16 protein-coding genes and 1 tRNA gene are annotated in these 19500 nt (G+C 49.7%); 11 read left to right on the forward strand and 6 right to left on the reverse strand.

Annotated elements, in window-relative coordinates; all coding sequences use genetic code 11:
• Positions 1-28 precede the first annotated feature (28 nt).
• Both LGV68_RS16340 and LGV68_RS16345 read left to right on the forward strand, forming a co-directional pair.
• Positions 29-1402, forward strand: coding sequence for a GGDEF domain-containing protein (locus LGV68_RS16340; RefSeq protein ID WP_252535672.1), 1374 nt, complete (start codon positions 29-31; stop codon positions 1400-1402).
• Between the two features lie 143 nt (positions 1403-1545).
• A tRNA-Leu gene (locus LGV68_RS16345) sits at positions 1546-1630 on the forward strand.
• A 105-nt stretch (positions 1631-1735) separates the two neighbouring features.
• Here LGV68_RS16345 and LGV68_RS16350 read toward each other — a convergent pair.
• Together LGV68_RS16350 and LGV68_RS16355 are read right to left on the reverse strand one after the other, a co-directional pair.
• The gene (locus LGV68_RS16350; RefSeq protein WP_252535673.1) at positions 1736-2164 is read right to left on the reverse strand and encodes a hypothetical protein; all 429 of its coding nucleotides are present in this window, start codon (positions 2162-2164) and stop codon (positions 1736-1738) included.
• Positions 2165-2424: 260 nt separating this feature from the next.
• Positions 2425-2601: a hypothetical protein gene (locus LGV68_RS16355; protein WP_222764816.1), complete on the reverse strand. Its 177-nt coding sequence runs from the start codon at positions 2599-2601 to the stop codon at positions 2425-2427.
• Between the two features lie 68 nt (positions 2602-2669).
• Between LGV68_RS16355 and LGV68_RS16360 the strand changes: the two genes are divergently transcribed.
• From LGV68_RS16360 to LGV68_RS16375, 4 genes are all read left to right on the forward strand, one after another.
• Positions 2670-3632 carry a 2-oxoglutarate and iron-dependent oxygenase domain-containing protein gene (locus tag LGV68_RS16360; RefSeq protein ID WP_061056120.1) on the forward strand — a complete coding sequence of 321 codons (963 nt, stop codon included), beginning with the start codon at positions 2670-2672 and terminating at the stop codon, positions 3630-3632.
• Positions 3633-3814: 182 nt separating this feature from the next.
• On the forward strand, positions 3815-6241 hold the full coding sequence (locus LGV68_RS16365) for an EAL domain-containing protein (protein ID WP_252535674.1): 2427 nt from the start codon (positions 3815-3817) through the stop codon (positions 6239-6241).
• Positions 6242-6302: 61 nt separating this feature from the next.
• Positions 6303-6707 (forward strand): VOC family protein, encoded by a 405-nt coding sequence (locus LGV68_RS16370; RefSeq protein ID WP_020329585.1) that lies wholly within the window; start codon positions 6303-6305, stop codon positions 6705-6707.
• A 112-nt stretch (positions 6708-6819) separates the two neighbouring features.
• The gene (locus LGV68_RS16375) at positions 6820-8085 is read left to right on the forward strand and encodes an HD-GYP domain-containing protein (protein WP_233931185.1); all 1266 of its coding nucleotides are present in this window, start codon (positions 6820-6822) and stop codon (positions 8083-8085) included.
• An 858-nt stretch (positions 8086-8943) separates the two neighbouring features.
• Here the strand turns inward: LGV68_RS16375 and LGV68_RS16380 are convergent.
• Entirely contained in the window at positions 8944-10305 is a 1362-nt protein-coding gene (locus LGV68_RS16380) for an amidohydrolase family protein (RefSeq protein ID WP_252535675.1), read from the reverse strand.
• A 482-nt stretch (positions 10306-10787) separates the two neighbouring features.
• Between LGV68_RS16380 and LGV68_RS16385 the strand changes: the two genes are divergently transcribed.
• The 5 genes from LGV68_RS16385 to LGV68_RS16405 all read left to right on the forward strand — a co-directional run bounded on the left by LGV68_RS16385 (position 10788) and on the right by LGV68_RS16405 (position 15000).
• The gene (locus LGV68_RS16385; protein ID WP_055452153.1) at positions 10788-11780 is read left to right on the forward strand and encodes an ABC transporter substrate-binding protein; all 993 of its coding nucleotides are present in this window, start codon (positions 10788-10790) and stop codon (positions 11778-11780) included.
• 10 nt (positions 11781-11790) lie between these two features.
• Positions 11791-12615: an ABC transporter ATP-binding protein gene (locus LGV68_RS16390; RefSeq protein WP_203344630.1), complete on the forward strand. Its 825-nt coding sequence runs from the start codon at positions 11791-11793 to the stop codon at positions 12613-12615.
• 24 nt (positions 12616-12639) lie between these two features.
• Complete coding sequence (locus tag LGV68_RS16395) at positions 12640-13422, forward strand: ABC transporter permease (protein WP_252535676.1); 783 nt, start codon at positions 12640-12642, stop codon at positions 13420-13422.
• 9 nt (positions 13423-13431) lie between these two features.
• Positions 13432-13908 (forward strand): nucleoside deaminase, encoded by a 477-nt coding sequence (locus LGV68_RS16400; protein WP_252535677.1) that lies wholly within the window; start codon positions 13432-13434, stop codon positions 13906-13908.
• Positions 13909-14013: 105 nt separating this feature from the next.
• Positions 14014-15000, forward strand: coding sequence for a 2-oxoglutarate and iron-dependent oxygenase domain-containing protein (locus LGV68_RS16405; RefSeq protein WP_252535678.1), 987 nt, complete (start codon positions 14014-14016; stop codon positions 14998-15000).
• Positions 15001-15059: 59 nt separating this feature from the next.
• Here LGV68_RS16405 and clpB read toward each other — a convergent pair whose 3' ends face one another.
• The 3 genes from clpB to rluD all read right to left on the reverse strand — a co-directional run bounded on the left by clpB (position 15060) and on the right by rluD (position 19445).
• Positions 15060-17633, reverse strand: coding sequence for an ATP-dependent chaperone ClpB (gene clpB / locus LGV68_RS16410; RefSeq protein ID WP_024373708.1), 2574 nt, complete (start codon positions 17631-17633; stop codon positions 15060-15062).
• A 99-nt stretch (positions 17634-17732) separates the two neighbouring features.
• A complete protein-coding gene (gene pgeF, locus LGV68_RS16415; RefSeq protein WP_020332117.1) occupies positions 17733-18467 on the reverse strand; it encodes a peptidoglycan editing factor PgeF in 735 nt (244 codons plus the stop codon).
• Between the two features lie 3 nt (positions 18468-18470).
• On the reverse strand, positions 18471-19445 hold the full coding sequence (gene rluD / locus LGV68_RS16420) for a 23S rRNA pseudouridine(1911/1915/1917) synthase RluD (protein WP_020332116.1): 975 nt from the start codon (positions 19443-19445) through the stop codon (positions 18471-18473).
• Positions 19446-19500: the final 55 nt, after the last annotated feature.

Below are 19500 nucleotides of genomic sequence, written 5' to 3' on the forward strand. Positions count from 1 at the left end.
GCATTCGTATTGCATTACAAGGATTCTCATGTCGGTATTTAACTGGTACCACGCCTCTATCAAACAAAAAATCGGTGGCCTGTTTGTGCTGTTGCTGTCGTTTTTGTTTTTTGTCATCGTCTATTCAGGCTACAAAATTAAACTGATTGAAAAGGAGATGCGGGAAGTCGCGTATCTGGATATTCCGCTCAGCCAAATCATGCGTCAGGTTGAGTTCATCGAACTGGAGCAGCACCTTCAGTTTGAACAGTATCAGTTGAAAGGCGAAAAACCGTATCAGGAGCTCAAGCAACATCAACAATTGGTTTTTCAACAACAGCAACTCAAGAGCCTGTTGGATCGTGCGGTCGGGCTGATTACCGAAAGCCTGAGCGCGAAACAATTGATGCTGGCTCAAAGCGAACACGAACAAGTGCTAAGCCGCATAGAAAGTTATGCGCAGAAAAGTGCGGCCTTTGAATCCCACCTTGAACAACTGTTTGAAAACCAGACACTGAACGATGAACAGCGCAGTGCGATGGAACAAATGGCAGCGGAGCTGGAAAGTGCAGAAAACGCTATCATTCAGCAGCTCAACACCATCACGACCAATGATGTGTATTACACCGAGAAACATGAGAAAGAGTTTCTGTTTGTCAGTTCGCTGCTCGGTATCAGCGCCGTTGTGCTTGGCTTTTTGCTGACGGTTTACATTGTGCAAATCATCTTGCAGCGGATTAAACGCATTCAGGGTGACATCAAAACTCTCAATGCGTCCCTTGACCAAGGGGATTCGTCGTCTCAGGAAGCGGTGAGCAAAATTACCACCAAGGATGAGCTGGCCGAACTGGAACACGACATCAAAGCCGTCATGTCGCGCTTGGCGAAAGAAATCACCTGTCGGGAACAGGTCGAAAAGCAATTGTTGACTCTGGCGACCCAAGACAAACTGACCGGTGCTTACAACCGCCACAAGTGGGATGAACAAATCAATATGCAGCTTAATCTCGCTCAGCGCGGTGGTTATCCGTTCGGTTTGATTCTGCTGGATGTCGACTATTTTAAACGGGTAAACGATCAGTTTGGCCATCAGGTTGGTGACCAATTATTGAAACGCATGGTATCAGAGTTGCAACAACGGATACGTTCGACGGATATGTTGTTTCGACTGGGGGGCGAGGAGTTTGCCATTTTGCTGCCGATGCAGGATATCGAAAGCGCCTGTAAACTTGCGGAAAGCCTGCGCTCGCAAATGGAATTGCTGCAAGTGGGCAACTTACCCGCATTTACGATCAGTATTGGCGTGACCAGCTATCACGACATGGACAGTGAAGCCTCTATTTTCCGCCGCGCAGATATGGCTTTGTACCGCGCCAAAGCGCAGGGCAGGAACCAGGTTGTGCAACAACTGACCGAGGAATAATCGGGGGTTGCTGCGGAGTTAGTTTCGAAAATATTGCGCTTGGCGAAATATTCAGCAAACAATTTACTTTTCAATATATTGTTATTGCGCCAACCGGTTTCTTCCGTATAATGGCCAATCATCAAAGGGTCATCCCCCAAGATGCCGGTGTGGTGAAATTGGTAGACACGACGGATTCAAAATCCGTTTCCTTCGGGAGTGGCGGTTCAAGTCCGCCCATCGGTACCATTATTCAGAAAGGTCGCTTATTAAAGTGGCCTTTCGTCGTTTTGAGGTTTTGAAAAACAAAAAGAGCACTTTTGTGCTCTTTCGTTTCAGCGACAGGTTAATTGATTATTTGGCTGTGATGACGGCCATGACTAACTTTCCGTCCTCTCGAATCGGGCCGTCCGCTTTAGCGCCCAAGGTATATTCGAACACACCCGTTTTCATTCCGCCTGCTTCGCCATGGAGCATCAACATCAGCATGTCGCCCGCTTTAACCGGTTCGGTCAAAATCGCTGAGACTGTCTGATTACTTCCTTTCTTCACTGGCGCATAGCCAACGACCGGGCCGGGTTTCATGTTGCTGTCGGTACGATGAACGACCATCCAGCCATTTTCTCCTGCCATGATCATATCGGCAGTGACGGTCCCTCCGGACACATCCTGATCGGTGCCTTTGACGCTGAGATGGTGTCCTGCCCAAGCGAATGAAGAGGCACCGATAAGTGATAAGGTAAGACACAGATTTTTGGCTGAACTGAGTAAATGATTTTTCATAATGATTTTCCGTTGCAGAGTAAGATGTTTGTGTTTGTCAGCGTTACATCTACCAACAGCTTACTCATACGGACGGGGTATGATTTTGGTTGCATTGATTTTTATTTTGGATTGGTTTTGTGAGAATAGAGTAGAAAATGGCTGATGCTTCTGATTGATTTTATTCGCTAATTAGTATGAATGGCGAAGTGTAAGCAAATGTTAACCAGTTCAGTTTTAGATCAGTGGCCTGCGGCCGAATTGATTTTATTTGCTTCTGTTCATGAGACCAAATCATGAGACCAAATCATGAGACCAAAATAGTGCAGAGCAATCAGCGATTGAACACTTCCGGTGCAGTGAATGTTCGCTTCTGGCGAGACGCAGCCCTCTTTGCCTTGTGGTAAATGGGATTGGTTAAAAGTTGGCTGAGTGGTCAGCTTTTTGCTTAACCCCATCACACTGATCCAACATTCCTTTCGCAACAAGGGAAATACGTGGATAGAGAGACAATCAAGGAGAGAGCATGTCACTGCCCATTATCGATATTTCAGCCCTACATTCCGCTAATCGCCAAGATTGGCAGCCAGTGATTGACCAGATCGACAGTGCTTGTCGTGAGTTAGGATTTTTCTACGTTGTCGGGCATGGCATTCCCCAGCAACAGTTTGACCATATTGAGTCGATGGCTGGAAAACTATTTGCTCTACCGGAGGCAGAAAAGCAGCGGTTATCGATCGAAAAAAGCAGTAACCATCGTGGCTGGGGCCGATTAAATGCGGAGAAGTTGGACCCCAAGGGAGCGTTAGATTGCAAAGAGTCTTTCGACATGGCGCTGGATTTATCGCCGTATCATTCTCAGGTCGCCCGCTGCCCAGAACTTTACGGGCCCAACCAGTATCCGAATATCGAAGGATTTACACAGGCGATGATTCAGCATTATTCACTGACGCTGGATGTTGGCTTAAGGATCCTCAAGGCGATGTCGATTGCGCTCAAAGAGCCGGAGGATTTCTTCACTCAGTATTTTACCTTGCCGATTTCTGTGCTGCGCATGCTTCACTATCCAAGCCAGATGAAAGAGACCAATGGTGCGGGTGCTCATACTGACTATGGCTGTATTACGTTGCTCTATCAGGATTCGAGCGGTGGCCTTCAGGTGTTGAACAAGCAAGATGAATGGATAGATGCACCGCCCGTTGCAGGAAGCTTTGTGGTTAATATTGGCGATTTGATGCAGCGTTGGACGAATGATATTTACCGCTCGACCAAACATCGGGTGGCGAGTCCGACCACAGGCCGCACGCGTTTCTCGATGCCTTTCTTTGTTGAACCCGATTTTGATACACCAATCGAAACACTCTCTTCGTGTTTAGCTGAACGGCCAGAGCAGGGGGGCTATCCGTTCATTACTGCAGGGGACTGGATTTTATCGCGCTTTGCGGACACTTACTCTTACCGCCGGGAAGAGGAAAGCCTCACGGTTTAAATACTATCAATATCGTAGCAGCGACGTTGGTATGTCAGTTGCCCGGCAAGATATCAGCATTATTCACTGTTCGAATTGCCACCGTACTCACTTTATATGCCACTGGTTTAGCTATAGTTAAATCAAGTTCCGTCAACATACGAGGCGTTAAGCCTGTCTGCCGTCGGTCAAGAGGTGAGTGTATGCCAGAAAGTGACAGCCCGATTAAACCCGCGATCACGAACGTCAGTTCCCCTGCTCGTTTTGTGCCACTGCATTGGACGCTGGATATAGAAAACCAGACGTTTAACCACTATGCCGATCAAGTGAATGACCTGATGGCGCCGTTGTTGGCGTTTTCGGCATTGGAACAATGGTTAGCGCTGTTTGATCTGCAGGCTCGTGAGCAGGCGGAGCAATTGATCGAACAGGTACTCACGCAGGGAGATAAACGTGCGCTGAACGCTGTCTTGCGTTTGTCTCCCGATCGCGCCGTCTACGTGGTGTTTAGCGTTGAGCGTCTATCCAAACAGTTGCTGCAAGGGGACATTCAACCCATCTTTGAACTGACTCAGGTCGAGCAGGCGATTCACTGGTTGGAAGCACTGCTCAATCATTCAGCCGCAGGGCTATTGATCACCAACCGGGAGCACAAGGTACTGGGATGCAATTCGGCCTTTGAACGTTTTACCGGTTTTCAGCAGAGTGATCTTCTGGGGCTGAGCAGCCTCTGGTTGTTTGAAGAAAGCACCGATATTACGGGGACCTCACAACCCCGAGTGTCCATCAAACATACATCGGGGATTTCTCAGGCCTATCAACATCAATCAATCCGCTTAATGGACAACGATGATCACTCTGTTGTGCTCAGTCTGTTTTCTCTGGTCGAGTCCGCGCCTGCACTCAGTGTGCGCCCCGTGATGGATAAAGCGGCGTTCATTGCTCAGTTCGAAAGCCTGCACCAAAACCGAATGATGAACGATCTGTATGTGGTGATGACGCTCAGCGTGCAACAGGTGAATGGGGCTCAGCTCTCGATGTTGCTGGATGTGATGCCCAGACTGAAAGAGTGTCGTCTGTTTGGCAAAATCCGTGACGATCTTTATCTATTGTGTGTCACTTGTCCGCTCCCGATGATGGGGGAGCCTTTTCGTTATATTCACGCGCGTATCCGTGGTTTTTTTCAGGAGCTGAAACAGGCGAGTGCCGAAACACATCGCACCTGCATTCAAGGCAAAATTGGCATATCGGTGCTGGGGCTTGATGCTCACACGGCCAGAATGGCGGTGACCCATTCGGTTCAGGCGATTCTGGAACAAGGTGAGGAAGGTGAGGCGCAGCGGATCCGCTTCTTTGATACTCAATTACATCGGCAGATCAAAAAACGCCGCTTACTGGAAGAGTTGGTAACGGACGCGATTCGCAATCAGTCGCTGCTGGTGGAGTTTCAGCCCATTATTGATACCCGCTTGGGGCAAGTCATGAGTTATGAAGCGCTGTGCCGTTTTCCTCTTCCGGCAGCGCTGGAAGTCAGCAACAGTGAGCTGATCAGTATTGCCGAAGATTTGGATCTGATCTCCGAGTTGGATTTGCAGGTGCAACAACAAGCGTTGCGTCAGTGGCCGATATTGCAGGCACAGCATGAGCATCCTATCTGGTTGACTGTAAATATCTCGCCAAATACCCGCCAGGGCTTACCTGCGCTGATTCAATGTTTACGCCAGTTAATGGCGAGTGAACAGGTGCCCGCAGAGCGAATCATCATCGACATTACTCAGGCGAAGTATCATTCTCAGGCTCTGGTCCGATCCGATGCGCTGCAAGAGCTGCGTCAACTCGGTGTGCAGATCGCCATTGACGATATGGGTACGGATTATTCATTGTTCGACCATCTGTCAGCTTCAGACTTCGATTATCTGAAGATCAGTCGTAGTTGCATCGATGGCCTGGGAAACCAAACCAACCGATATCAAGTGATCAAAATGCTGGTGGAAATGTGCCACTCACTGGGCGTCAAAGTGATTGCTGAGGGAGTGGAAAGCGAGGAAGAAGCACAGTTGCTGGCGTTTGGTCGTCTTGACTATCTGCAAGGATTCTATTTTGCCAAGCCATTGGCGATGGATGATCTGTTGGCATTTATCGAGAGTACGTTGCCACAACGACTGCAATTGATCGCGCCCCAGAAGGAGAGCCTGTCGGCAAGCAGTTTGATGAGCTTACATCATGCCCACAGCCCACGCCTGGACCCGGGAGATCCCATCTCTCTCGCTTATCAGTATTTCCAGTCGGCGGATGTGGAAGTGCTGCCTGTGATCATTGATCAGGAATGCGTTGGGTTGGTGGACCGGGCAAGGCTGAATCTGCATCTCACGCCGGGAATGGGGTCAGAGCTGGAAACCATGAAAGAAGCGTCGATGTGGCATCGCCCGGTCAATCAAGTCATGGAGCTGACGTTTACGAGCATTGATGCTGCTATCGATGTTTCGCAAATTCCATTACTGATTCGAGAACACCATCTCGGTTTTCCTTGGATCCTTACCAAAGGAAAAATCTATAAAGGCATTTTGACTCAAAGCGTTATTTTGCAATATCTGGTGGAACAGCCACAAAGTGTCGATTTTATGATTTGAGCCAATGCGGGAAGGATTGCCGGGATCGTCTATGCTTCAAGAAAGATAGACGGAGGTGGGTATGTTCAACCTGACACCTTATTTATTCTTTTCCGGGCGCTGCGAACAGGCTCTAGAGTTCTACTGTTGGTGTTTTGATGGTCACGTGCTGATCAAACGTCACTTCTATGAATCTCCTCAATACATAGAAGGCGTCGATCCGAATTGGGTCATGCATGCGGAGTTGGTAACACAGCATATGAAGTTGATGCTGTCAGACGGTATCGCCGCTCAGGAACTGAAAGACAATCAGATTGCGCTGCTGGTGGTCATGGATGATTTGGATCAGCAAGTCATCCTGTGTGATCGCTTAGCAGAAGGTGGAAAAGTGATGATGCCGTTGGCGGATACCTTCTGGGGGACACGCTGTGCCAAAATAGAAGACCAGTTCGGTATCCGTTGGATAATCAATTGTGAGTTTTGTTGACAGGCGTGAAACAGGTCATAAGGTTATCAATAAGAACAGGGTTGCATTAATGATCTTATGCGCAACTTCTTCTAAAATAATCAAAATTTACAAGTAAAGGTGTTGGTAAATTGTGGCGAGCATAAAGATCACGGTAGATAGGCTGCAACCTGGCTTACATATTCGTTTGCCAGTGAAATGGAATGAGCATCCCTTTTTGTTGAATAGCTTCAAGATCAAAACCGAAGAACAGATCAAGCTGATCAAGCATCTGGGGATTCAGCATGTCTTTTTGAATCCGGCGCAGAGCGATACGACACCGCTACCGCCCAACACGGTCAGCAGTGATAACAGTGCAGAGACAGAAGAGTCTAACGCCGCGATAAATGACGAAGCGGATAAGCTATGGCAGGAAAAGCAGAAGCGTATTGAAAAGCTCAGTGCGTATCGCCGTCGAGTCATCAGCTGTGAAAAAGAGTTCGAACGCTCGCTGGCTCGCATGCGCGCGGTGATGAACAAAATTCGTAACCGCCCACAGGATGCGGTTGATGAAGCCGCGCAACTGGTCGAAGACATTGTCGAAAAGCTACTCAGTGATGACAGCGTTACTCTCCATCTGATGAACAGCAAAAGTGAATTCGAAGACATTTACTTCCACTCGCTCAACGTGTCGGTTATCGCGATGATGATTGGTAAAGCCAAAGGCTACCCGGCAGACAAAATCAAAGAGCTGGCATTCGCGTCGCTGTTTCATGACATCGGCAAGATTCGCGTACCTAGCGCCATCGTACGTAAGCAAACGCCACTTAGTGAGCCGGAAAAAAACTATCTTAAGCTGCACACCAAGTACGGCGCCGAAATCGCTGGGAATATTCAACACTTTCCACCGAGTGCGATGAGGGTCATCGAACAGCATCACGAGCTCAACGATGGTTCCGGCTATCCGCTTGGATTAAAAGAAGAGGATATTGATGAACTGGCGCAAGTAGTAGCCGTGGCGAATGCCTTTGATAACTTGTGCCATCCGAACATTCCATCAGAGCAGAAGATTCCGTATGTGGCGCTTTCCCACTTATATAAGAACTGCAAACACCTCTATAACCATGACAACCTTAATATCCTGGTGAAGTTCATGGGGGTGTTTCCACCAGGAACGGTCGTCCAGCTTTCCAACGACATGATTGGGCTGGTGATCTCGGTGAACGCGCGCAGTCTGCTGTTTCCGAATGTTCTTATCTACGATCCGTCCGTTCCTCGAACGCAGGCACCGATTATCGAGCTGGCAGATAAGGACATTAAAATCGTCAGTGCGATTCTGCCAAACAAATTACCGGATAAGATTCGTGAGTATCTCAACCCGCGTTCGAGAATCTCTTACTTCTTTGACAGTGATGACTAGTTATCCACAAGTTTTTGTGAGTAAATTGTGGTCATGCTGAAGATAAGATCTGCATAAAAAGGCGTTCGTTTGATTATTGGTCAAACGAACGTTTTTTTATAAAAAAATGCCTTTTTGTGCTTGCCAACTTTAAGCAACTCTCTATAATGCCGCCTCACTGACACGGCAGACGCCACAAGGCTTCAGAGGTTGTCATCGAGGTGTAAGCTTCTAAAAAAAGAAAATTGAAAAAAGTGTTTGACACTCTCAGTTATCTCGCTAGAATGCACCTCCGCTTTGAGAAGAAAGCTTCGAAAAGCAACGCTCTTTAACAATATAAACCTATCAATCTGTGTGGGCACTCGTTGATGATAATCGCAAAAGATTTATCAATGAACTGAGTGACCAATTTGATACTTCGGTATCGAGCACAGTCAATTCAACATTACGTAGTAATGTTATCATGATAACATTACTACGTAATGTTGAATTGACTGTGCTCGATACCGAAGTATCAAATTGGTCACTCAGTTCATTGATAAATCTTTTGCGATTATCATCAACGAGTGCCCACACAGATTGATAGGTTTATATTGTTAAAGAGCTTTGCTTTTCGAAGCTTTCTTCTCAAAGCGGACGGCCATTTTAGCGAGTTAACTTAGCGAGTCAACAACTTTTTTATTTAATTTTCTTTAGGTTAAGAAATCAAATTTGCCGTCTTACTTGCCCTGCTTTCTTATTCAGAATTGCCTGACAACGGATGCGCATTATAGGGAGGAAAAAACACTTGGCAATAGCAAATCAGCCAAAAAATTCGCTTTTCTGACTGAACGCCTAAATTAACGCCAAGTTGAGTTTTAAGTGAGCAAAACGCCTCTGTCAGACGCCTAACTGTGCGACTTTCTGGTTGAGATGATGGATAGACTCTCTGACCTTAACGACTAATTCTTCGTAGTCTTCTTCATTGTTATGTTTATACACCAGCTTGCCATTGACAAAGCTCGCCTGAATTTTGGCAGGCTCACCACAAGCAATTGGAGCGATGATTTCCGAATGACATCCCGCCATACGCGGCTGCTGAATGTCGTACAACACCAAATCGGCTGCTGCGCCAATTTCGATGCGTCCCAGATTGTGTAGACCGAGTATCGACGCACCACCAGCAGTTGCCCAATCGAGAACACCGTCTATTGTGGTAGCCGAAGCGCCATGCTGGCTTCGATGAAGTAACCAGGAAAGGTTCAACTCCTGCAACATTGAGCCCGATTCCGCAGACGCTGAGCCATCAACGCCCAATGAAATCGGCATTCCCGCTTTGGCCATATTAATAACCGGAGCAATTCCGCTCCCCAAGCGGCAATTGGATGTCGGGCAATGTGCAACGCCCGTTTTGGTTTCCGCGAGCAAGGCAATATCGGCAGGGCCAGCTTTGACCAAATGCGCAAACCACACATCCTCACCCAGCCAATCGCAGCTTTGCGCATATTCCACTGCTGTTTGGCCGTATTTAGTCAGTGCCTGCTGCTGGTCAAACTCTACCTCCAGCAAGTGAGAGTGCAAGCGTAACTGATGACTGCGCGCATACTCAGCAAGAATCTTTAAATCCGACGGTGCCGCAGAATGCACAATCGTAGTTGGAGCGACCACTAAACGACGCATTGGGTTATCGCCGCTTTGATGATAGCGCTGATGACTTTCTTCCAAACGTTTAATCATCAGATCCAGTGGCTCCGGCTCGACGCCGGCTTTAAGCAATCCTTTATGGGTTCCCTTTACGGTCGCGCCACCACGACACAACACTAGCCTAATGCCCATCTCTTCTGCCGCCTGCCACACGGCAGCTTCGACTTCCTGCGAACTCTTCGCGTGATAGAGATAATGATGGTCTGCGCAAGTGGTCGCACCGGAGCGCAGCAGCTCATAGAAACCCAGTTTTGCGGCGTGGTACATCACGTCCGGTGTGATTTGCGGCCAGTATCGATACGGGACATGAGCCAGCCAGTCCCCCAAGCCATCATTTATTCCTGCCGGAATGCCTTTCAATAGTGACTGCGCGATGTGGTGGTGCGTGTTGACAAAGCCGGGGTAAATGACACACCGATTGGCGTCCACTAGCTGCTCTCCCTCCGCAGGCTGCAAATCACAGCCCAACTCAGTAATCACTCCGTCACCGATACGGATGTCCTGGCAATCGGACTGGGAAGAATAAATAGCGCGTGCGTGCTTGATGAGATAGTTCATAGCGACTTCCTTTATATAGAGGCTGAATCCGATGTTCAGCGTGTCTATGAGCAATGTCCCGGAGATCTCCCCTGACCGCTTCTACTCATCATTGATTTCACACTGTATACAATGCAATTCACAGACCATCACTGAAACACCTGCTCTTTCGTTGTTGCAAACAGAGCAGGCACCGTATTAGTGCAAAATTTGCTCACCGAATGTGCAATGCGTCATTTAATCAGTTTTTACCATGAACAAATTGTATACAACAAACACAACCACATGCACTTTCCAGCACCCATGCCATAAGGTTTTGTTAATAACACGTTAATCAATTTAAATCTCCGCTCCTAGCTGTGGCACACACTTTGCTCAAACAGTAATGACAATTCGTGAGTAGAAGCGGTTAGGTGCCGGGCGGCATCGGGACATTGCTCATAGTTAATAGAAGACGTTGTAAAACAACCTTCAAGAAGTGCAAAGGAAGACACGGAGTAACTATGAAGACAGCCATTTCAAAAATCAAAACCCTCACCCTTTCTCTGTCGCTGGCGTGCGCGTCAGCAAGTAGTTGGGCTACCGACAAAGTGACCTTTCAGCTGGACTGGTTACCCGGAGGGGACAAGGCTCCCGTTTATGTGGGTGTTCAACAAGGATTTTTCGCTGCAGAAGATCTCGATGTCACTATTTTAGGGGGTAAAGGTTCTACGGATGCCATCACTAAGGTGGCGACAGGCACCGCAGATATCGGCTCATCTGATATCGTGGCGCTGCTGGTTGCCAAAGCCAATGACAACGTACCAGTCAAAGCCATCTATTCTCTGTTCAGCAAAGCGCCATATGCGTTTTATGTTCTGAATGATTCCTCAATCAACAGCATTAAGGACGTCGCGGGCAAAACCATCGTGACATCCCCCTTTACCTCCGCCAACGTATTTTTACCGTTGATGCTGAAAAAGAATGGCGTCGATGAACAGAGCGTCAAAGTGCTCAAAGCCGATCCCGGAGCTCTTAACCCCATGCTGCTCACCGGGCAATCCGATGTCATGATCTCCTGGATGACCGATGCGGTGAAAAACCAACAACAAGCACAGCAGGCAGGTAAGCAACTGACCATCCTGCCTTGGTATGATGCAGGGCTGGAATTTTACTCCTCTTCGATTATTGCCAGTGATCGCTTCCTCAACGATAAGCCAGAGGTCGCCCGTCGCTTTCTGTCCGCCTACGCCAAAGCGGTCGCTTATACTTGGGCCCACCCTGAACAAAGCGCAGCAGACGTTCATAAAATGGTACCGGATGTCGATGCCGAACAAGCCAGTGACACCATTAAATCGATTCGCGGCCTGGTGATGAACGAAGTCAGCGAACGCGACGGCGTGGGCGTATTTACTCCAGCTCGGCTGGCGGAAACCTGGAAATGGACCGCAGAAGCGCAAAACATCTCACTGGACAAGCTCGATCCTGAAACCGCGATCTCACGCGATTTTTATTGAGGAGAGTACGATGCAGCCATTCGTTTCTTTCCGCGATATAGGTCATACCTATCAAACGGAACAAAGCCAGGTGACCGTACTGAATAAGGTCAACTTTGAGATCAGCAAACACGAATTTGTCGCGATTGTCGGACCGTCTGGCTGCGGCAAATCAACACTACTGCGTCTGCTGTCCGGATTGATACAGCCAACCGAAGGCCAAATCCAAGTCTTTGGGCATGCGGTCTCTGGACCACGTGAAGACATCGGCATCGTCTTTCAGAAACCGACGCTGCTGCCGTGGAAAAATGTGCTGGATAACGTCCTTTTTCCTCTGCAGCATAAATTTGGCCACGTCAGCCCGAAAGATCGCCAATTGGCCACTGAGCTTCTGGAAAAAGTCGGTCTGAGTGATTTTGCCACCAGCCTGCCAAATCAACTCTCCGGCGGGATGCAGCAACGGGTTGGGATTGCGCGGGCGCTGTTGCTCAACCCCGACATTCTGATCATGGACGAACCGTTCTCGGCCCTTGATGCGTTAACCCGTGAAGAGATGGGCTTTGAACTGCAACGCCTGTGGATGGAAAAACCCAAAACCGTTCTGTTTATCACCCACTCTATTTCGGAAGCGGTGTTGCTGGCGGATAAAGTGCTGGTGATGGGACCTCGCCCAAGCACGGTTCTGGAAGAAATCGCGATTGACCTGCCACGTCCGCGCACCATCAATACCCTGAAGGAGGCAGATTTCGGGCGCTATACCACACGGATTCGTGAGTATTTTTATCGACCACCGCTTGACGCCTCTTCCACCGCAAATGCTGAGAAAATTACACCGCTGCGTCGCACTGTTGCCTGAGCCCACCAGTACTAAGGATTCACTATGAAAGGATTACTCGCTAAGCGGTCGCAAAACTGGCTGCCGCTATTAGCCATTCTGACGCTGATCCCCATTTGGGAAGGCGTGTGCCGTCTGTTTGCAGTGCCGACTTTTATTCTACCGGCCCCATCCGACATCGCGCTGGCATTTACCCAAGTGTCCGCCGAACGCTGGCTAGACAATCTTTGGGCCACGCTGAGGATTGCTCTGTTTGGTTTTGCGCTATCGTTCGCGCTCAGTATTCCGCTGGCAATCATGATGGTCAATTCTAAGTTTTTGACCCGTGCCATCTTCCCGCTGCTGGTTGTGATTCAATCCACGCCCGTGGTGGCGATAGCACCGCTGCTGATCGTGATATTAGGCACTGGCGATGCCCCGCGTCTGGCCATCACCTGTCTGATCACTTTTTTTCCTCTGGTCGTTTCTGCTACCACAGGCATGCTGACCACGCCGCCGGAACTGATTGAGTTATCGCGCTCACTCAACGTCAGCAACCATAAAACCATCTGGCAAATTCGCCTGCCTTACGCCATTCCGCACATTTTCAGCGGAGTCAAAGTTGCGATTACGCTGGCCGTCATCGGCTCGGTCATTGCAGAATTTGTCGCCGCAGAAAAAGGGCTCGGGTATCTGGTGCAGTTTTCAACCTCGTATTTCAAAATCCCCCAAGCTTTTGCGGCGCTGGTATTTCTTTCCGTCGTCAGCATGGTGCTGTTCAAATCGGTCAGTTGGATTCAAAAAGGCTACTTTGCCTGGAGCCTGAGTGATGAAGAAAAACAACGTTAGGAAGATAACATGCTAAATCCAACCATCGATTACCGTTTTCTTCGCCACAGTTTTGCGCTGGCCGAAGACGCCAAATCGCGCGGCATTCACCCTTTTGCGGCCGTACTGGTCGATGCCAACGGCGAGATATTACTGGAGCAAATCAACGGCTATCTGCCTGATTTGGATATGACAGGGCATGCCGAACGGCTGATCATGACGCAAGCGAGCATGTTATATCGACCTGATTTTCTCAACCAATGCACGCTGTATGTGTCCGCCGAACCCTGCGCCATGTGCGCCGGTGCGATTTACTGGGCTGGCGTCGGACGTGTTGTGTATGGCTTGAGCGAAACACGCTTGAAAGCACAGACCGGCAATCATCCGGAAAACCCGACTTTAGCGCTGCCGTGCCGAATCGTATTTGAATCCGGACAGCGCACAACAGAAGTGCACGGACCACTCTTGGAAGAAGAAGCCGAACAAATCCAGTACGGTGCCTGGTAGTCCATATCGTTCATCTTAACCCCGGAGTAGAAGCGGTCTGCAATCATCGACGATTGCTGGACATTGCTCCAATCACAAGCACATTGCTTAATTGGAGAAATAACAATGACTCAACAAGCGTATCAACTCGACGAACTGAACTTTGAAACCACTATTGGCGGCCTTGGCGCTGAGGCTGAACTCAGCGCCATTCCATTGATTGACCTGTCTGACTTTCCCCTACGCCGAACAGAGATAACCGAGCAGTTATGGCAAGCCGCCACGGAAGTCGGCTTCTTTCAACTGGTCAATCATGGCATTGCCCTCAGCGAGATTGAACAAGCGTTTACCCTCAGTGAGCAGTTCTTTGCTTTGCCTGTCGAACAAAAACAGCGCTTCCCGCTCAAAGCGGAGCTCAATGCTGGCTGGGAATTTCGTCAGCAAGTTCGCCCATCTACGGGTTTGGCAGATCAAAAGGAGTCTTATCAAATCACCCTTCCGCACATGAAAGCGTTGTGGCCAGAGCAAGAATTAGTGGCCGATTTTCAGTCACATCTACTGAGTATGGAATATCAGGCATGGCAGCTAGGGATGAAGATTCTCTCTTGCTTTGCCGACAAGTTAGGCTTTGAGCGCGATTTCTTTACCCGAGCCCACCAGCGTGATTCGGAGCATTATCTGAGTACGTTACGTATGCTGCATTACCTGCCGATGAGCGACATTCCCGCCATTGGCGATTATTGGCGCGCGGGAGCGCACACCGACTTCGACTGTTTAACCATGGTGTTTCAGCAGGAGAATCAAGGCGGGCTGCAAGTGGCGGCAGGCAAAGACGCCAAGCAGAATTTGCTGTGGAGTAATGTGATTCCTCAGGCAGGAATCATTACCTGCAATATCGGCGACATGCTGATGCGTTGGAGCGATGACTTATTGAAGTCGACCCTGCATCGGGTGCGCATGCCGACCGCAGAAGAAAATCAGGGCTCACGCTACAGCATGGCGTTTTTCTGTCAGGCTAATCGCGATCAGATTATTCAGGGGCCGCAGCAGGTTTATCCGCCGATCACCGCTCAGGATTATCTGAAAATGCGCCTCAACGCCAACTTTGCATGAGAGACAATCGCTCATAAAAGAAAAGCCACGCGATGCGTGGCTTTTACTTCGACTACGGATTATTGCGCTGCGGTAATGTTGCCATCTTTCACGTCCAGTTTGATTGGCGTTCCCGGCAGAAATTGTCCAGCCAGAATCGATTTCGCCAGCGGGTTCTCCACATTCTGTTGAATCGCCCGTTTCAATGGACGCGCACCGTATACCGGATCGAATCCGACCTGAGCGATTAGCTCCAGCGCCTGGTCGCTGACTTGTAGCTCAAAGTCTTTTTCCAGCAGACGTTTACGCAGACGTTCCAACTGAATCGAGGCAATGGACTTGATGTGCTCACGACCCAGAGGATGGAATACCACGGTCTCATCCACACGGTTGAGGAACTCGGGACGGAAATGTTTACTCACCACTTCCATCACCTGTTCTTTGATGCCCTGGTAATCCAGTGACGCAAAGTTTTCCTGAATGCGTGACGAGCCCAAGTTCGATGTCATGATCACCACCGTATTGCGGAAATCAACCGTGCGTCCCTGACCATCGGTCAGTCGGCCATCATCCAGCACCTGCAACAGAATGTTGAACACGTCCGGATGTGCTTTCTCCACCTCATCCAATAAAATCACTGAATACGGTTTACGGCGTACCGCTTCGGTCAGATAACCGCCCTCTTCATAACCGACATAACCTGGAGGCGCACCCACCAAACGAGCCACCGAGTGTTTCTCCATGAACTCCGACATATCAATCCGCACCATGGCATCTTCACTGTCAAACATGAAGTTGGCGAGGGTTTTACACAGTTCCGTTTTACCCACACCGGTTGGGCCTAAGAACAGGAACGAACCAATTGGACGGTTTGGATCCGACAGGCCCGCACGGCTACGACGAATCGCATTCGCGACCACTTCGACGGCTTCAACCTGACCAATCACACGTTGGTGTAACACGTCTTCCATGCGCAGCAGTTTTTCTTTTTCTGCTTCGAGCATTTTGGCCACAGGAATACCGGTCTGTTTCGAGAGCACTTCGGCAATCTCAGCATCGGTGACTTTGTTACGCAGTAGCGTCATCTCTTGCATTTCTGCTTGCGCGGCCAAGTCGAGTTGTTTTTCCAGCTCGGGAATGCGGCCGTATTGCAACTCAGACATGCGGCTTAAATCGCCGGCACGACGCGCCACTTCGAGATCCAAACGCGCTTGTTCCAGTTCCGATTTGATGTGCTGAGTGCCTGACAACGCGGCTTTTTCCGCGTTCCACACTTCTTCTAGCTCGGCGTAATCCCGCTCTTTTTCCTGCAACTCTTCGTTGAGAATGTTGAGACGTTTTTCACTCGCTTCGTCATGTTCATTGCTCAGCGCTTGCTGCTCAATTTTCAGTTGAATGATCTTACGTTCCAGCTTATCGAGCGCTTCCGGTTTTGAGTCCATCTGCATACGAATGCTGGATGCCGCTTCATCGATCAGGTCGATGGCTTTATCCGGCAACTGACGATCCGAAACATAACGATGCGACAAGCTGGCCGCCGCAACGATCGCCGGGTCGGTAATTTCTACGTGGTGGTGCAGCTCATAACGCTCTTTCAGGCCACGCAAAATCGCCACGGTATCTTCCACGCTGGGTTCGTCCACCAACACTTTTTGGAAACGACGCTCAAGCGCCGGATCTTTTTCGATGTACTGACGGTATTCATCCAGAGTAGTCGCGCCGACGCAATGCAGTTCACCACGCGCCAAAGCGGGTTTGAGCATGTTACCAGCATCCATCGAACCTTCACCTTTACCCGCGCCCACCATGGTGTGCAGTTCATCGATGAACAGAATGATATTGCCTTCTTCTTTCGCCAGTTCGTTCAACACCGATTTCAGGCGTTCTTCAAACTCACCGCGATATTTGGCGCCGGCGACCAGTGCACCCATGTCCAGAGACAGGACTCGACGACCACGCAGACCTTCGGGCACTTCGTTGTTGATGATGCGCTGAGCCAAACCTTCAACGATGGCGGTTTTACCCACGCCAGGCTCACCAATGATCACCGGGTTATTTTTGGTGCGGCGCTGCAGAACCTGAATCGTGCGGCGAATTTCATCATCGCGACCAATCACCGGATCCAGTTTGCCCTGTTCAGCTCGCTCGGTCAGATCGATGGTGAATTTCTCCAGCGCCTGACGCAGCTCTTCTGCATTCGGATCATTAACCTTCTGGCCACCACGGATCTTTTCGATCGCTGCAGTGACTTTTTTCTCAGTCAGACCGAAATCTTTCAGTAGTTGGCCCAGAGGACCTTTGTCTTCCAGTGCCGCCAACAGGTAAATTTCAGACGAGATATAGGCGTCCTGACGCTTTTGCGCCACTTTGTCACATAGGTTAAACAGTGTGCCCAAACCACTGGACAGTTGAACATCGCCGCCAATACCACTGACTTTCGGTAGACGATCCAGAATTTCGCCCAGTTTGGAACGCAGCTGCATTGCATCCACATCCAACATAGTCAGCAGTGGACGAATCGGACTCCCGGTCTGATCGAGCAACGCCACCATCAGGTGCACAGGTTCGATGTACTGATGATCACGCCCGAGCGCAAGTGACTGAGCGTCAGAAATCGCTATTTGGAATTTACTGGTAAATCTGTCAAGACGCATAACAACCTTCCTAACCTCGTCTGAGATAAACTAACAACGTTAAGAAAGATGGTTACGCAGAGGGAAATTTTCAAGTGAAGACCATTAACTTTATCTGGTTTAATTTTCATCAATCCAGATAAAACTGGCCTGACGGCCGGTCACGCCATCGCGGCGATAAGAATAGAAAAGGTTGGCGTCCTGATAGGTACAGAGTCCGTTATCAAACACACGCTCAATACCCAGTTTGGCTAAACGCAGGCGAGTCAGGTGATTCATGTCTGCCCACCATTTTCCTGCTTGTTTACCCGGCTTAAACGCCAGATGCGCGTTGTCATCGTGAGCACTGAACGCTGCCAGCACATCATCACCGACTTCAAACGCTTGTGGGCCAATCGCGGGGCCCAGCCACACTAACACATCTTCGTTTGCAAACTGGCTTAGCGCATTTTCGACAATGCCCCCCGACAATCCACGCCAACCGGCATGCACCGCAGCAACCTTTGTCCCTTGCGTGTTGGAGATCAACACGGGCAGGCAATCGGCGGTCATCGCAGAGCACACCACATTGGGAGCTGTCGTCCAAACCCCATCCGCATCGAGTACCTGGGATGTCGGCGCGCCCACTTCAAGTACGACCGTCGAATGAGTCTGGTTGAGCCAAATCGGCGCACTTGGCATGCCTGCGTCATGTTTTAGCTGGTCGCGATTACGCTCAACGAACTTCGGATCATCCCCAACGTGCATGCCCAGATTCAAACCCGCATATGGCGGCTGAGAAAAGCCACCCACTCGGGTTGAAGAGAGCGCCTTCACCGAAGTCGGTGCTGGCCAGTTGGGGAGAATCCAGCTCATTAATCAGTACTCTTCCGAATGGTTCAGTTTGGCATCTTCGCGCAGCGCTTCTGTCATGACGACCATGTCATCCGGCACTGGCGCGTGGAATTCCAACTCTTCACCAGTGATCGGATGGGCAAAACGCAGCATAACCGCATGCAGAGCCTGACGATCGAAACCGCGAATCATGTCAGTCAACTCTTGCGTTGCACCTTTAGGAATGCGTGCGCGGCCACCGTAAGCGGTATCGCCAAGCAGTGGGTGTTGCAGGTATGCCATGTGGACACGAATCTGGTGTGTACGACCCGTTTCCAGACGCAGACGCAGACGCGTATGCTCACGGAAATGTTCGGCCACACGATAGTGCGTTACGGCAGGTTTACCCAGCGGGCTCACCGCCATCAGGGTACGTTTGGTTGAATGACGGCCAATTGGCTTATCGATCATGCCGCCCGCAGTCATTTTACCGATCGCAATCGCTTCGTACTCACGAGTAATGTTACGTTTTTGCAGTTCACGTACTAAGCGCGTTTGAGCCGGAACTGTCTTCGCCACCACCATCAGACCGGTAGTGTCTTTATCCAGACGATGCACGATACCCGCACGTGGTACTTCTGCAATCGGCGGGTAGTGGAACAGCAAAGCGTTCAGCACTGTACCATCCGGCGTGCCTGCACCCGGGTGAACCACCAAGTCTCGCGGTTTGTTGATGACGATGATGTCGTCATCTTCGTAGACGATATTCAGCGGAATATCCTGAGCTTCCCAGCGTTGTTCATCTTCCAGTTCAGCCTGAACTGTTATCGCTTCACCACCCATCACTTTGGTGCGTGGTTTGGTCACGACGGTGCCGTTGACCATGACTTTGCCTTCCAACAACCATTCTTTCAGGCGTGAACGGGAAAAATCGGTAAATAATTCAGCCACAGCTTGGTCTAAACGCTGACCAAGCTGGCTCTCTTTTACTGTATGAGTTAATTCAATCTGCTGAGCCATATCGAACTTTTTTAAAAACCGTGAGACTAATAGCCACTAGTGTGGAAAAATATGG

The organism is Vibrio sp. LQ2, assembly GCF_023920125.1.
Taxonomy (GTDB): domain Bacteria; phylum Pseudomonadota; class Gammaproteobacteria; order Enterobacterales; family Vibrionaceae; genus Vibrio; species Vibrio fluvialis.

Bases quoted from the DNA above. Each gene is read 5' to 3' on its own strand.
- LGV68_RS16390 (WP_203344630.1), top strand. From the start codon at position 11,791: ATGCAGCCATTCGTTTCTTTCCGCGATATAGGTCATACCTATCAAACG.
- LGV68_RS16385 (WP_055452153.1), top strand. From the start codon at position 10,788: ATGAAGACAGCCATTTCAAAAATCAAAACCCTCACCCTTTCTCTGTCG.
- pgeF (WP_020332117.1), bottom strand. From the start codon at position 18,467: ATGAGCTGGATTCTCCCCAACTGGCCAGCACCGACTTCGGTGAAGGCG.
- LGV68_RS16360 (WP_061056120.1), top strand. From the start codon at position 2,670: ATGTCACTGCCCATTATCGATATTTCAGCCCTACATTCCGCTAATCGC.
- LGV68_RS16355 (WP_222764816.1), bottom strand. From the start codon at position 2,601: ATGGGGTTAAGCAAAAAGCTGACCACTCAGCCAACTTTTAACCAATCC.
- LGV68_RS16370 (WP_020329585.1), top strand. From the start codon at position 6,303: ATGTTCAACCTGACACCTTATTTATTCTTTTCCGGGCGCTGCGAACAG.
- LGV68_RS16380 (WP_252535675.1), bottom strand. From the start codon at position 10,305: ATGAACTATCTCATCAAGCACGCACGCGCTATTTATTCTTCCCAGTCC.
- clpB (WP_024373708.1), bottom strand. From the start codon at position 17,633: ATGCGTCTTGACAGATTTACCAGTAAATTCCAAATAGCGATTTCTGAC.
- LGV68_RS16405 (WP_252535678.1), top strand. From the start codon at position 14,014: ATGACTCAACAAGCGTATCAACTCGACGAACTGAACTTTGAAACCACT.
- LGV68_RS16365 (WP_252535674.1), top strand. From the start codon at position 3,815: ATGCCAGAAAGTGACAGCCCGATTAAACCCGCGATCACGAACGTCAGT.
- rluD (WP_020332116.1), bottom strand. From the start codon at position 19,445: ATGGCTCAGCAGATTGAATTAACTCATACAGTAAAAGAGAGCCAGCTT.
- LGV68_RS16350 (WP_252535673.1), bottom strand. From the start codon at position 2,164: ATGAAAAATCATTTACTCAGTTCAGCCAAAAATCTGTGTCTTACCTTA.
- LGV68_RS16340 (WP_252535672.1), top strand. From the start codon at position 29: ATGTCGGTATTTAACTGGTACCACGCCTCTATCAAACAAAAAATCGGT.
- LGV68_RS16395 (WP_252535676.1), top strand. From the start codon at position 12,640: ATGAAAGGATTACTCGCTAAGCGGTCGCAAAACTGGCTGCCGCTATTA.
- LGV68_RS16400 (WP_252535677.1), top strand. From the start codon at position 13,432: ATGCTAAATCCAACCATCGATTACCGTTTTCTTCGCCACAGTTTTGCG.